This window comes from Parageobacillus sp. VR-IP, assembly GCF_013357975.1.
GTDB classification, from domain to species: Bacteria; Bacillota; Bacilli; order Bacillales; family Anoxybacillaceae; genus Saccharococcus; species Saccharococcus caldoxylosilyticus.
Genome location: NZ_JABVYQ010000001.1, coordinates 222,256 through 234,879, shown reverse-complemented (window position 1 = coordinate 234,879; position 12,624 = coordinate 222,256). Strand labels below are relative to the sequence as shown.

At 44.4% G+C, this 12,624-nt stretch carries 12 protein-coding genes and 1 other annotated feature; of the genes, 3 read left to right on the top strand and 9 right to left on the bottom strand.

What is annotated here, in order from left to right; translation table 11 throughout:
* The first annotated feature begins 227 nt into the window (after positions 1-227).
* Positions 228-464, top strand: a binding site (T-box leader).
* Between the two features lie 50 nt (positions 465-514).
* Positions 515-1,501, top strand: a complete 987-nt coding sequence (gene trpS, locus HT574_RS01275; RefSeq protein ID WP_175243193.1) for a tryptophan--tRNA ligase — start codon at positions 515-517, stop codon at positions 1,499-1,501.
* A 154-nt stretch (positions 1,502-1,655) separates the two neighbouring features.
* Here the strand turns inward: trpS and HT574_RS01270 are convergent, their stop codons facing one another.
* From HT574_RS01270 to HT574_RS01250, 5 genes are all read right to left on the bottom strand, one after another.
* A complete protein-coding gene (locus HT574_RS01270; protein ID WP_175243192.1) occupies positions 1,656-2,396 on the bottom strand; it encodes a YjbA family protein in 741 nt (246 codons plus the stop codon).
* Positions 2,397-2,481: 85 nt separating this feature from the next.
* Complete coding sequence (locus HT574_RS01265) at positions 2,482-2,688, bottom strand: YuzI family membrane protein (RefSeq protein WP_017436322.1); 207 nt, start codon at positions 2,686-2,688, stop codon at positions 2,482-2,484.
* Positions 2,689-2,760: 72 nt separating this feature from the next.
* Entirely contained in the window at positions 2,761-3,552 is a 792-nt protein-coding gene (locus HT574_RS01260) for a DUF2268 domain-containing putative Zn-dependent protease (RefSeq protein ID WP_175243191.1), read from the bottom strand.
* Between the two features lie 94 nt (positions 3,553-3,646).
* Entirely contained in the window at positions 3,647-4,888 is a 1,242-nt protein-coding gene (fabF, locus tag HT574_RS01255) for a beta-ketoacyl-ACP synthase II (protein WP_175243190.1), read from the bottom strand.
* 35 nt (positions 4,889-4,923) lie between these two features.
* On the bottom strand, positions 4,924-5,856 hold the full coding sequence (locus tag HT574_RS01250; protein ID WP_175243189.1) for a beta-ketoacyl-ACP synthase III: 933 nt from the start codon (positions 5,854-5,856) through the stop codon (positions 4,924-4,926).
* A gap of 163 nt (positions 5,857-6,019) precedes the next feature.
* Here HT574_RS01250 and HT574_RS01245 point away from each other — a divergent pair, with 163 nt between their 5' ends.
* On the top strand, positions 6,020-6,268 hold the full coding sequence (locus HT574_RS01245; protein ID WP_175243188.1) for a hypothetical protein: 249 nt from the start codon (positions 6,020-6,022) through the stop codon (positions 6,266-6,268).
* Positions 6,269-6,464: 196 nt separating this feature from the next.
* Here HT574_RS01245 and HT574_RS01240 read toward each other — a convergent pair whose 3' ends face one another.
* Complete coding sequence (locus HT574_RS01240) at positions 6,465-7,997, bottom strand: multicopper oxidase family protein (RefSeq protein ID WP_175243187.1); 1,533 nt, start codon at positions 7,995-7,997, stop codon at positions 6,465-6,467.
* A 444-nt stretch (positions 7,998-8,441) separates the two neighbouring features.
* A complete protein-coding gene (locus HT574_RS01235; RefSeq protein ID WP_175243186.1) occupies positions 8,442-9,173 on the bottom strand; it encodes an alpha/beta hydrolase in 732 nt (243 codons plus the stop codon).
* A 145-nt stretch (positions 9,174-9,318) separates the two neighbouring features.
* Here HT574_RS01235 and HT574_RS01230 point away from each other — a divergent pair, with 145 nt between their 5' ends.
* Positions 9,319-9,507, top strand: a complete 189-nt coding sequence (locus tag HT574_RS01230) for a YjzD family protein (RefSeq protein WP_017436329.1) — start codon at positions 9,319-9,321, stop codon at positions 9,505-9,507.
* A 48-nt stretch (positions 9,508-9,555) separates the two neighbouring features.
* On the opposite strand, the gene clpB is transcribed toward HT574_RS01230, so the two are convergent.
* Both clpB and HT574_RS01220 read right to left on the bottom strand, forming a co-directional pair.
* Positions 9,556-12,150: an ATP-dependent chaperone ClpB gene (gene clpB, locus HT574_RS01225; protein WP_175243185.1), complete on the bottom strand. Its 2,595-nt coding sequence runs from the start codon at positions 12,148-12,150 to the stop codon at positions 9,556-9,558.
* A 197-nt stretch (positions 12,151-12,347) separates the two neighbouring features.
* Positions 12,348-12,527: a YjzC family protein gene (locus tag HT574_RS01220; protein ID WP_175243184.1), complete on the bottom strand. Its 180-nt coding sequence runs from the start codon at positions 12,525-12,527 to the stop codon at positions 12,348-12,350.
* Between the last annotated feature and the right edge of the window lie 97 nt (positions 12,528-12,624).

Genomic DNA, 12,624 nt, shown 5'->3' with positions numbered 1-12,624 from the left:
ACATAATTAGGGTTCTTCTTCTCTAGAGCGTTGACTCAATCAAAGAATACCCTATCTTTTTTCTTTCGTGCCAGCCAAAAGCTTTATACAAATTTTATACATCATCATTTTTTATCCATGTTATTTATATATTTTATTTAACTTTCTCCTATTCCTTGCTATAGTATAAAAAGAAACTTGCACATGGCAACTATATATTTTACAATAAGAATCAACAAAACTGGACGGAACATGCGATGAGAAAGAAGAGTACATATTGCGATGCCTTCAGAGAGCTTGTGGCTGGTGCGAACAAGCGGCTAGCAATATGGAATGGGCTTTCGAGCATCCGGCTGAACCGCAAATTAGTAGGCTTGGACGTTTGCCTTACGTTATCGAGGCGCCATGTGCAGGCGCACATGGGCAAAGTGATTGCACGCAACGTGCAATAACTAGGGTGGCAACGCGGTCCTACCGTCCCTAACGTTTAGGGGGTAGGGCTTTTTCTATTACAACTATATAAAGGAGTGGTCGTATGAAAACTAGCTTTTCCGGCATTCAACCAAGCGGCGTCATTACGCTCGGCAACTATATCGGAGCGATGCGCCAGTTTTTGGAACTGCAGCACGAGTACAACTGTTACTTTTGTATTGTCGATCAGCACGCGATTACCGTTCCGCAAGATCCAAAAGAGCTGCAAAAAAATATCCGCAGCCTAGCTGCCCTTTACCTTGCGGTCGGCATCGATCCAAATAAAGCGACGCTGTTTATTCAATCGGAAGTTCCGGCGCATGCGCAGGCGGGATGGATGTTGCAATGCATTGCCTATATTGGGGAACTCGAAAGAATGACGCAGTTTAAAGATAAATCGGCAGGCAAGGAAGCGGTCAGCGCCGGACTGCTCACCTATCCGCCGTTGATGGCGGCCGACATTCTTCTCTATAAAACCGATATTGTACCTGTCGGAGAGGATCAAAAGCAGCATATTGAATTGACACGCGACTTAGCGGAGCGGTTCAACAAGCGGTATGGCGAGATTTTTACGATTCCGGAACCGCGCATTCCAAAAATCGGGGCGCGCATTATGTCGCTGGCCGACCCGACAAAAAAAATGAGCAAATCCGATCCAAATAAAAAAGCGTTTATCACCCTTTTGGATGACGCGAAAACGATCGAAAAGAAAATCAAAAGTGCGGTCACTGACTCTGAAGGTGTCATCCGCTATGATAAAGAAAAAAAACCGGGAATCTCTAACCTGCTCAACATTTATTCCATTTTAGCGGGTAAAACAATCGAAGAGCTCGAACAAGAATATGCTGGAAAAGGATACGGCGTCTTTAAGGCTGACCTGGCTCAAGTCATTATCGATACCCTTACGCCGATTCAAGAAAAATATTATGATTGGCTCGAAAGCAGCATGCTCGACCAAGTACTCGATGAAGGTGCAGAAAAAGCGAATAAGACAGCAACAGAAATGCTCGAAAAAATGGAACAGGCGATGGGGCTTGGCAGAAGACACTAAAGAAAAAAGTGGCTGACACAAAATCGTGTCAGCCACTTTTCCTGTTTCATCACCTCAGGCATGTTGATGAATTAATAAATAGTTCACAATCCGCTTTTCTGCCGAAATTAGCTCATGAAAAGCGAAAACATCTCATCATTACCTGTGTTGCTATTTAATTCACTTTCGGTTCTTGCTCCATTTCCCAAATTTTTTCAAAAAACGGCTGTCCTTTGATTAATTTTTCGCAAAGCTGCTCATGCCGTTCCGACCATCCGTATTTTGTCTCCTCGTATAAGTGCTGCCACGCCTCTTCAAATGACATTTTTTGGATGTCAGGGTATTTTTGCGGCGCCCATTCCGTATACCAGTAACGCACTTCTGCCACATTTTTCGTCGAGTAGAGCTGATCAAGCGCCATAAATAAAAGCTGTTTCAACTGCCGTTCTTTCCGTGTCAGCCCATGCATTAGCTCAGGTGATGGAGATAAAATGTGATACTCTTTTTCGTATGTCGGCAGCGGATATGGTTCTTCCTGTTGATCGGCTACCATTTCATACACAAGCTGTTCCTGTCTTGGAATGAGACGGCTCTTCCGAATCGGAATATTGTAGCCAATCGTATCAACGGCAAGAATGCCAAATCCATCTGTTACCACAAAACAGTAATCGAGCTGAATGCGTTCATGATTTTTACGCACATACGCCTTCTGGTATACATCCTCTAAAAGTGGTTTTGGAATCTCTGATAAGCTGTTTTCAATATAGTCAAATAAGGCGGAAGAAACTTTTAACAGCGGCACTTGATCGAGCAATTCCACTTGATCATCCTTTCGCCACTCATGGAAATGACATACGTTGTATCCGTTCTCTTCCCCTTCAAACCAGTTCACCCAAATGTCATGCAGATACAGCATACGATACCCCTCACTTCCAAATCTGTTTGTCCATCAGTATAGGCAGAGGGGAAGAATTTTATTCCATGCAAACCTCTTTTCTCCATTACGGTTCTCGGCCGGGAAAATATAAACTTCCCCACATAAGCAATACGCCAATAGGAAATAAATAACACTCACTTCTCGTGCAAATATAGAAAAAATATTCACTCCATCCCCGCTCTGGCGTCATGATGTTTAAGTATGTAATGATCATCATTCCGCCAACAACGGAAAAGCCAAAGCCAACTAAGTAAAGAAATATGCGAACCATCGGGTCCCACTTCTTTCATTTCAACTTGTCCATCCTAGTTTTACATATATGAGCACCCGATGGCAATCATGACTATTCGCCGCCTTCGAACGCGGCAATCTGCAACATTTGCTCCGAATCCATATCCATCAACTCGGCTAATTCTTTTCCCCGCTCCAAGCAACGGCAGACAATCGCATACCCAACCGCATATCCAACCATGTCCGGATAAAAACCTAGTCCGTAAAGGATGCGGGAACATAACGGGTGTTGCGTCGAAATTGAGCGATACGGCGCGACATAACGTTGCCAAAAATGATGAAGCAGCTCATCGGAATAATAAGAAGTCCAGCTGGCCCGATGATCTTTTCCGACATAACGCTCTACGGCGCTTTCAGCAAGCCCTTCTAATATGACCGCATCTAAAAGCGTCATCTTTTCGTATTTCTTTTTCTGTTTATTTAGGCGGCAAACATGATTGTACTCATGCGTTACTAACGCTTCGATTTCTTTATTGGTGTGGTGCGGCAATAAAAAAAGAAACAGTTTGTCATGAAAAGCGACGCCGCCTTTCCCGTTAAATTCACGCACTAATTTTCGATTATAGGAATCAGCCGGAAATAGAAAAATAGGGACATCCGGACCGTTCCAATCTTTTTTCCGCTTCTCGTAAACCGCTTCGACCCGTTTCCACATATCCTTTTGTTTCATTTGTTCCACAATCTCTTTTATAGTTTTCGCCGGTCGATACATACCGTAAGGAAGCAAATAATGATAAATGTCCCGGGCGCTCGCGTCTGGAAAATAACGAGTAAGACGCTGGCATAAGCGAATTGGCTGGTCGCCGTCTTTCTCGAGCCATCGATCTGTCCGGCAAACGGACATGTCCTCTCACCTCTTTTTTTCACTATCGTATGATTCAGCAGAAAAAGAGGTGAAAAAAGAGGCTATCTCACCGTTTGGAGAGATAGCCTGACCGTCATTTTACATATTTTTTAAAAATCAATGTCGCATTATGCCCGCCAAATCCAAACGAGTTGCTTAACACCGTGTTTACTTCCTGCTTTCTTGCTGCGTTAGGCACATAGTCCAAATCGCATTCCGGATCCGGAGTTTCATAGTTAATTGTCGGCGGAATAATTCCGTCTCTGATTGCCAAAATCGAAAAGATCGCCTCAACGGCGCCGGTCGCTCCAAGCAAATGGCCAGTCATTGATTTCGTCGAGCTGACGGCGAGTTTGTACGCATAGTCGCCGAATACTTCTTTAATGGCCATCGTTTCATATTTGTCATTATATTCCGTGCTTGTGCCGTGCGCGTTAATGTAATCGATCTCTTCCGGCTTCATCCCCGCATCTTGCAATGCCTGGCGCATCGCACGCACGCCGCCTTCTCCGCCCGGAGCCGGTGCAGTAATGTGATACGCATCTCCTGTTGCTCCGTACCCGACAATTTCCGCATAAATTGTTGCGCCGCGGCGCAAGGCATGCTCTAGTTCTTCTAATACAAGAATGCCGGCACCTTCGCCCATGACAAATCCATCCCGGTTTTTATCAAACGGACGGCTTGCCGTTTTTGGATCTGGATTCGTCGATAAAGCGGTGTTGGCGCAAAATCCGGCAAACGCCATTTTCGTAATTGGCGCCTCCGTGCCGCCGGTAATCATTACATCGGCATCGCCGCGCTGAATCACTTTAAACGCGTCGCCGATCGAATTGGCGCCTGTCGCGCAAGCGGTGACGGTACAAGAATTGATTCCCTTTGCACCTAAAATAATAGATACTTGCCCTGCTGCCATATCCGGGATCATCATCGGCACAAAAAACGGGCTGACTCGGCGGTAGCCACGTTTTTGGAAAATTTCAAACTGTTGTTCAAACGTTTCCATGCCGCCGATTCCCGAGCCGATCCAAACGCCGACTCTTGCTGCGTTTTCTTCTGTGATTTCCAGCTTTGCATCTTTTACCGCCATCAATGAAGCAGCAACCGCATATTGCGTAAAGCGGTCCATTTTCCGCGCCTCACGGCGGTCGATAAAGCTTTCCGGATCAAAATCTTTTACTTCCGCTGCTACTTTCGTCGGAAACTCATCGGGATTGACACGGGTAACAATCCCGATTCCAGACTGGCCGGCAACGATGTTTTTCCATGTTGTTTCCACATCGTTTCCAAGCGGGGTTACTGCCCCAAGACCTGTAACAACGACTCGTCTTTTTTCCATCGCTTCGTCTCTCCTTTTTCATCCATCTTGATCTGTTATCGGCCCCAGCGCAAAGCGATTGCGCCCCACGTCAGTCCTCCGCCGAATCCGACCATAATAATCAAGTCATCTTCTTTGATTTTTCCTGCTTCGAGCTCCTCAACAAGCGAAATCGGAATCGAGGCAGCTGACGTATTGCCGTATTTGCGGATCGTTGTCGACATTTTCTCCTCCGGCAGCTCAAGGCGTTGTCTGGCTGCTTCCACAATGCGAATGTTTGCCTGATGCGGAATAAGAAAATCGACATCTTCTTTCGATAGGCCTGCTTTTTCTAAAACGTTAATGCTCGATTCTCCCATTTGTCGAACGGCAAATTTAAACACTTCCCTGCCGTTCATCACGATATATTCGTCTTTATATAAATGTTTTCCTCCTGTTCCATCGGCCCCTAATTCAAATGACAAAATTCCGCGGCCTTGCGTAACAGGCCCCATGACGACTGCTCCGGCGCCATCGCCAAATAATACTGCTGTATTGCGATCGGTCCAATCCATGATTTTGGATAGTTTTTCTGCCCCGACTACCAATATATAACGATACGCTCCATTGTCAATAAATTGGCTTGCTGTCACCATTCCATAAATAAACCCGGCGCACGCCGCGCTAATGTCCAGCGCCGCTGCTTTAACAGCGCCAAGCCGCTCCTGCAGCATGCAGGCGACAGATGGAAACGCCCGGTCAGGCGTCACTGTCGCTACTAAAATTAAATCAATGTCTTGTGGAGCAATTCCTGCGTCTTCCAATGCCTTTTTTGCTGCCAAATAGGCCATATCGGAAGTGTCCATGTCGTCTGCAGCAATTCTCCGTTCTTCAATCCCCGTTCGTGTTCGAATCCATTCATCGGACGTATCCATCATTTTTTCCAAATCAAAATTTGTCAACACCTTTTCCGGTAAATACCGGCCGATTCCAATAATACCTGCTCCCACACCGAACATCTCCTTTAGAATTATATAACCAATTATTATTACTTGGTACTAATTTTATCGAAAAAATGAAAAGCGCGCAATAAAAACATGTGATTTGTCTAGTCACTTTCGCTTCCTTCGCCATACAGTGCTAATAAGGAAAACGAAAAGGGAGGGCAGTGCGATGGCTGATCACGAAGAGCAAAAGCAGCAGGACAGACCGCTAGACCGTTTTTCCCGCTTAATGTTTGGTCCCTTTCCTCCGTCTCGCCAGTCAAACGATGGAGCCCCTATACAAAATGAGGCCCCTTCACAGCAAGGCCTTGATTTTATGCAGCTTCTCCAAAATATTGATACACTCGTCGCCTCGTTTGATCAATTAAAGCCGTTAATGAAAAAAATCACTTCCTTTGTCGACATGTTCAAAAAATAAAAAGCACCGCCTGCAATAACGGATTCGGGTTTGAAGTACAAAAAGATATTTAACAAATCTAATTTTAAGACCAATTCGCATAGGAATTGGTCTTTTTATTTTTATTGTTTTATATTATAAAATCGCAACTAAATTAGCATACGAATTAACAGAATAATAATATATTTTCACCGATAAAATGGATGTGTCAACATGATCATCGGATAACAATATACGGTCTCATCATCTCATAATCCTCGTGCTCCAAGATATGGCAGTGCCATACATACAATCCTGTATAAGGACCAAACTTCATGACAATTCGAGTTACCTGGTTAGGATTAGCTCTTACTGTATCCTTCCATCCCCGCTCTTGTGGTTCGGGAGGAATCGCCGGACCCGTATAATGGATAATTCTCTCCTTTTTATACTTTTCTACATCGAAATCTCTCCGGTCTAATATTTGAAAATTAATTAAGTGAAGATGAATAGGGTGTGTATCTTCAGTTAAGTTAATTAGATACCATATTTCGGTTGATCCCAATTTAGGATTTTCTGTTATAGGGTCATCCCACCGTTTATTATCCAATAGCATGAGTTTACGACCGTACTTATCCACATTATCGTTTAATGTTAGGTATCGTATCTTTGAAGCTAACTGTTCTTTTATTTTTGGAAGAGGCCCCATATAAGACGGTATAACACTCGTATCAATATTTGAAAGAGGAAGAGTCACTCTAAACTGCATCACAGTACTTGTATTTTCATCTGGCGGATCTCCGGTTGGAAAAGGAGCGGGAGCATCATTTGTCATGATGATATTCTTGCCCTCAAGATTGGTAAAATCAATGATTACATCTGCTCGTTCCGCAGGTGCCAACGTGATTTCTTTGACTCCTATCGGGTATTCCATCAATCCTCCATCCGTCCCGATTTGATAAAAAAGTTGTCCCGAATCAAGCTTTAGCCTATAAAAACGGGTGTTAGAGGCATTTAGAAGCCTGAATCGATATTTACGGGGTTCCACTTTTAGATACGGCCATACTTTTCCGTTCACCAAGATGGTATCCCCAATAAATTCAGGAACTATCGACGTTTCTAATTCCGGGATTGGTTTTTCTGGTTGTTTCGGATAATAAAGAGAACCATCTTTATTAAAAGTCTTGTCCTGTATCATAAGAGGGATATCATATTTCCCACTTGGCAAATTCAATAAACGTTCCCGATGATCTCTGATAATATAGAAACCCGCCAATCCAGCATACACGTTGAGCCTCGTGATACCAAGCGCATGGTCATGATACCAGAGGGTGCAAGCACGATCGTGATTATCATATCGATATATTTGCTTTCTAAAATATGGACCAACTTGTTTGAATCCCTTTGTAAACCAAGCATCCGGGTAGCCATCGCTTTCCCATTCAACACTAGCGCCATGTACGTGTACCACCGTTCGTACTTCCGGTACATCCACATGGGCACCATGCACCGTATAGTCTACTGGCAAAAGATGCTTATTTGGAAGATTGTTGATCCATTTAATAAACACTTTTTCTCCGCTCTCTACTTCAATTGTAGGTCCTGGATAGCTGCCTTCATAGCCCCATACGGTTGTATCATTTAACTCACTATGAAGTGATTGCTTAAATTCCGTCATATTCACTTCATAATAAGTATAAAACTGATCTTTCCATCGAGGATTTAAAATAGGAGGAATGGGGAGTTCATCTACAAATTTAGAGAGAATCATATTTCCACTCCTTTATTACCCTGATGATGATAATGACCTTCTTTTCTAAAGGTTATCAATATTACAAGTCCTGTATGACAAATGGAAATGGTTTTTGCGGTTGACAAACAGTGCGATTGCGCGAGAAAATCAAAGAAAACAAAAGAGAAGCCCGGCGCTGTACACATAGTGCGCACCATTGGAATAGGCGCTTGTTCAACGAACAGGCGCATTAGTTCAACGTAACATAAGATTAAAGCAAAAAGGCATTGTTTTTCCTAACAATGCCTTTTTGCTGCGAATGATAATGTTTTTTGCCGCTAATTACATAACCATTTACCAAACGAATAGTTATGCTAATTTATATTTTGTACCCCTAATCCGTATCCGTTACGCCTGCAAGTGCTTTTTGTTTTTTATCTACCAAAATAATTCCTCTATCGTGTCTAGAGAAGATAGAGGAATTTACGGGAGCTCGTTATATTTCCTGAAAAATTTAACAATTTCCCTTGCCAATTGGTAGTTCTTTTCCGGTAAGTAATAAACAACAAGAACACGATCGTTCATCGCTTTCATCCATTGCTCATACTTGCGACAATGAAGCGACGATGGATAATGGGTCACTCCTGATAATTGCCATATTTTAACCGGAACTTGGTGTGGGATGAGAAGCAGCGAAGGAACTGCTTTTTCGACGTTTGCTTCTTCTATGTCATAGGCAAGTGCAATCTCCTTTACCATGCGCTTATAAAAAAATTGATTTTCCTTTTCATATTCGAGCTGGGCGCGCAAATCGAGACAAGGGGTTAACATCACAACCGCACGGATTTGTTTCGGCATCGCTTCAAGAAGCTGCAAAGCAACGAGCGCTCCCATTCCTTCGGCAAGAATGTAAATGCGATTGTTTAAAATTTCACTTTTCAATACGTAGTAAATCAGCTGCTTCGCTAGACGTACCGCTTTAGAGCTTCCCCAATGCCGGCCATACAGATGAGAGTAAAATACTGTGTAACCATATTCGAGCATCTGATCAAGAAGATTGCGGCGACCTTTATGCTCGATCCAAAAACTTGTATGCTCGTTTACAAAATGGTCCGTATCACCAATAATAAAGAGAGCAAATCCATTTGGGCGTTCCGGCAGATGAATAATGCACCATTGGTCATCGAGCTGAAAAAACCGTTGTTGAACTGTCATATGGATATTCACCCTTGTTTTACGATGCATAATTGTACAGTATACCATATGCGGCGCATAATAAAACGTATGGGTATATGCCTAATGAGCAAGTTGTGGTAAGATAAGAAAAGGAATTTGAAATGATGGGAGGAATAATAAGAAGATGCGGCTGTTTTGGACGTTTTTCTGGACGTTTCTGTTAGTGCAGATGGCTACCTATGTAATGGGATCCATGCAAGGAATCACCTATAATTTTTCTACCGGAGCCTTACTGGGCGTCATTGTGACCGTTCTCATCTTTATTGTCGCCAGTCTGATTCCGGACGAGCCGGTAGAACATCACCATCATTAATCACTTGCATCATAACAAAAGGCTGTCCACGATTTGGACAGCCTTTTGTTATGATTGCGTTTTTATCACAATTTGCCCGTTTTCATAATCGACCACTACCGTACTGTAATCTTTCACCCGTCCAGCAATGATTTCTTTCGCCAGCGGGGTTTCAATTTGCTTTTGCATAAACCGTTTCAATGGCCGCGCTCCGTAAACCGGGTCAAATCCAGATTCAGCGATATATTCTTTTGCCTTATCTGTCAAAGAAAGCGAAATATGGCGGTCGCTGAGCCGTTTGGATAATTCATTGGCAAATTTCGAGACAATTCCTTTTATTTCATTCATCGTCAGCGGCTTAAACAAAACAATATCATCGATGCGGTTTAAAAATTCCGGACGGAAATGGGCACGCAGCTGCTGCAAGACTTGTTCGCGCGTTTCTTCTTTAATTTCCCCGCCTTCCGTCACCCCTTCTAGCAGCAGGTGGGAGCCGATATTGGACGTCATAATCACAACCGTGTTTTTAAAATCAACTGTGCGCCCTTGCGAATCAGTAATCCGCCCGTCATCGAGCATTTGCAGCAAAATATTGAACACTTCTGGATGCGCTTTTTCGATTTCGTCTAATAAGATGACGGAATACGGTTTGCGCCGCACCGCTTCGGTCAGCTGCCCGCCTTCTTCATAGCCGACATAGCCCGGAGGAGCGCCGATTAAGCGGGAAACGGCATGTTTTTCCATATACTCGGACATATCGATGCGGATCATTTGTTCTTCGCTGTCAAATAATGCTTGTGCCAACGTTTTAGCCAATTCTGTCTTTCCGACGCCGGTCGGTCCTAAAAAGATAAACGAACCGATCGGGCGGTTTGGATCTTTAATGCCGGCACGCGCCCGCAGCACCGCATCAGCCACTAGTTCCACCGCTTCGTCCTGGCCGATGACCCGTTCATGCAACAGTTCATGCAAGCGCAGCAGCTTTTCCCGTTCTCCTTCGACAAGCCTTGTCAACGGAATTCCCGTCCAGCGCGAAACGATTTCGGCGATTTCCTCTTCTGTTACTTCCTCGCGAAGCAGCCTTCCCTCATTATTTTCGTTCATTTCTTGTTCTAGCTGCTTTAATTGTTTCTCAAGCTGCGGAATGCGGCCGTGGCGGAGTTCCGCTGCCTTGTTCAAATCATATTCATTTTCTGCTTCTTCTAACTCACGCTTTGCTTTTTCCAGCGCCTCGCGCACATCGCGCACACGCCCAATTGCTGCTTTTTCCTGCTGCCATTGCGCTTTCATGCTGTTTGCCTTTTCCCGTAAATCCGCAAGTTCCTTTGTGAGCGCTTCAAGACGTTCTTTGCTCGCCTCATCCGTTTCTTTTCGCAGCGCCGCTTCTTCGATTTCCAGCTGCATAACGCGGCGCATCACTTCATCCAACTCCGACGGCATCGAGTCCATTTCCGTACGAATCGTCGCGCACGCCTCATCAACTAAGTCAATCGCTTTATCCGGCAAAAAGCGGTCAGAAATGTAGCGGTCCGCCAATGTCGCGGCGGCAACGAGAGCACGGTCATGAATTTTTACGCCATGATGGACCTCAAACCGCTCTTTTAAGCCGCGCAAAATCGAAATCGTATCTTCCACGCTCGGTTCTTCGACAAGCACTTGCTGGAAGCGGCGTTCGAGCGCCGGATCTTTCTCGATATATTGCCGGTATTCATCCAGTGTCGTCGCACCGATGCAGTGCAGCTCCCCGCGCGCCAGCATCGGTTTCAGCATATTGCCGGCATCCATTGCGCCTTCCGCCCTGCCGGCGCCGACAATCGTATGCAATTCATCAATAAATAAAATAATCCGACCTTCACTTTTCTTTATTTCGTTTAACACCGCTTTTAAACGCTCTTCAAATTCGCCGCGGAATTTTGCGCCCGCGACAAGTGAGCTCATATCTAACGCAAAAATCGTTTTGTCCTTTAATCCTTCGGGAACGTCTTTGCGGACAATGCGCTGCGCTAAGCCTTCGACAATTGCCGTTTTTCCGACCCCAGGTTCACCGATTAATACCGGATTGTTTTTGGTTTTCCGCGATAAAATGCGAATAACGCGGCGAATTTCGCTGTCGCGGCCGATCACCGGATCGATTTTTCCCGCTTTCACTTCCGCGACTAAATCGCGTCCATATTTTTTTAACGCTTCGTATGTAGCTTCTGGCGTCGGACTTGTCACGCGCTGATTCCCCCTTATTTCCACTAATACTTTCCATAATGAAGAACGGTGAATGCCGTAGCGGCGAAAAAGCTCACCGATATCATCCGTTTCTGATGCCATTGCAAGCAGCAAATGCTCTACGGAAATATATTCATCTTGCATTGTTTTCGCTTCTTTTTCTGCATTCGTCAAGACCCTCTGCAACCGTGAAGATAAATAAACGTTTTCTGCCCCCGTTCCTAGCACTTCCGGCTTTTTCTTTAACAATACTTGCAGTTCATGAATGAATGCGTCTATATTAACACGCAGCAGTGTGAATATTCTTTTGGCAAGTCCTTCTTCTTGCTGCAATAAGGCCAGCAGCAAATGTTCCACATCGAGCTGCTGATGGTGATGTTTCACAGCAGTCGATTGGGCCGTCATCAAAGCCTCTTGCACTTTTTCGGTAAATTTTTGAATATCCACTGACTCCCCTCCTTTTTGACCTTCTTTGACCTTTATGTATATTATAGCGAATGCTTGCTTGTTATTTCAAATAGAAAGCCACTCCTTGACCGGAATGGCTTTATGGAGGGTAAAAATCCATCACGAAAACGTTCTTTTTTATCCCTTTAACGTTTTAGCAACTAATAGCGACGCCGATTTTTCTCGGCTTATTGCCGTTACGGTTTGCGCATATACGTCCAATGACGATTATGATTCGATGTTTCCGGAAACGTATCTCCTGCTTTGAGCCTGATTTTTTTCGGATTCTTGACATTATCTCCTGTCTCGCCAATTTCAATGTATACTCCGTTGTTCGGCGCTTTATCGCCTGGTTTAAAATGGCGTTGTTGGCCCATTGTCGTATTCCCCCTTATTCAGAGTACATTTTTATCATTCCCTCTTCCCCGTTTGTTCATAACCAAGCAAATAATGGTGACATAAAAAACACCGGGC

Excerpts from the sequence above, each read along its gene's own strand:
- HT574_RS01245 (WP_175243188.1), top strand. The coding sequence starts at position 6,020 with ATGGCTGATCACGAAGAGCAAAAGCAGCAGGACAGACCGCTAGACCGT.
- HT574_RS01220 (WP_175243184.1), bottom strand. The coding sequence starts at position 12,527 with ATGGGCCAACAACGCCATTTTAAACCAGGCGATAAAGCGCCGAACAAC.
- HT574_RS01235 (WP_175243186.1), bottom strand. The coding sequence starts at position 9,173 with ATGACAGTTCAACAACGGTTTTTTCAGCTCGATGACCAATGGTGCATT.
- HT574_RS01260 (WP_175243191.1), bottom strand. The coding sequence starts at position 3,552 with ATGTCCGTTTGCCGGACAGATCGATGGCTCGAGAAAGACGGCGACCAG.
- HT574_RS01240 (WP_175243187.1), bottom strand. The coding sequence starts at position 7,997 with ATGATTCTCTCTAAATTTGTAGATGAACTCCCCATTCCTCCTATTTTA.
- HT574_RS01265 (WP_017436322.1), bottom strand. The coding sequence starts at position 2,688 with ATGGTTCGCATATTTCTTTACTTAGTTGGCTTTGGCTTTTCCGTTGTT.
- trpS (WP_175243193.1), top strand. The coding sequence starts at position 515 with ATGAAAACTAGCTTTTCCGGCATTCAACCAAGCGGCGTCATTACGCTC.
- HT574_RS01230 (WP_017436329.1), top strand. The coding sequence starts at position 9,319 with ATGCGGCTGTTTTGGACGTTTTTCTGGACGTTTCTGTTAGTGCAGATG.
- HT574_RS01270 (WP_175243192.1), bottom strand. The coding sequence starts at position 2,396 with ATGCTGTATCTGCATGACATTTGGGTGAACTGGTTTGAAGGGGAAGAG.
- fabF (WP_175243190.1), bottom strand. The coding sequence starts at position 4,888 with ATGGAAAAAAGACGAGTCGTTGTTACAGGTCTTGGGGCAGTAACCCCG.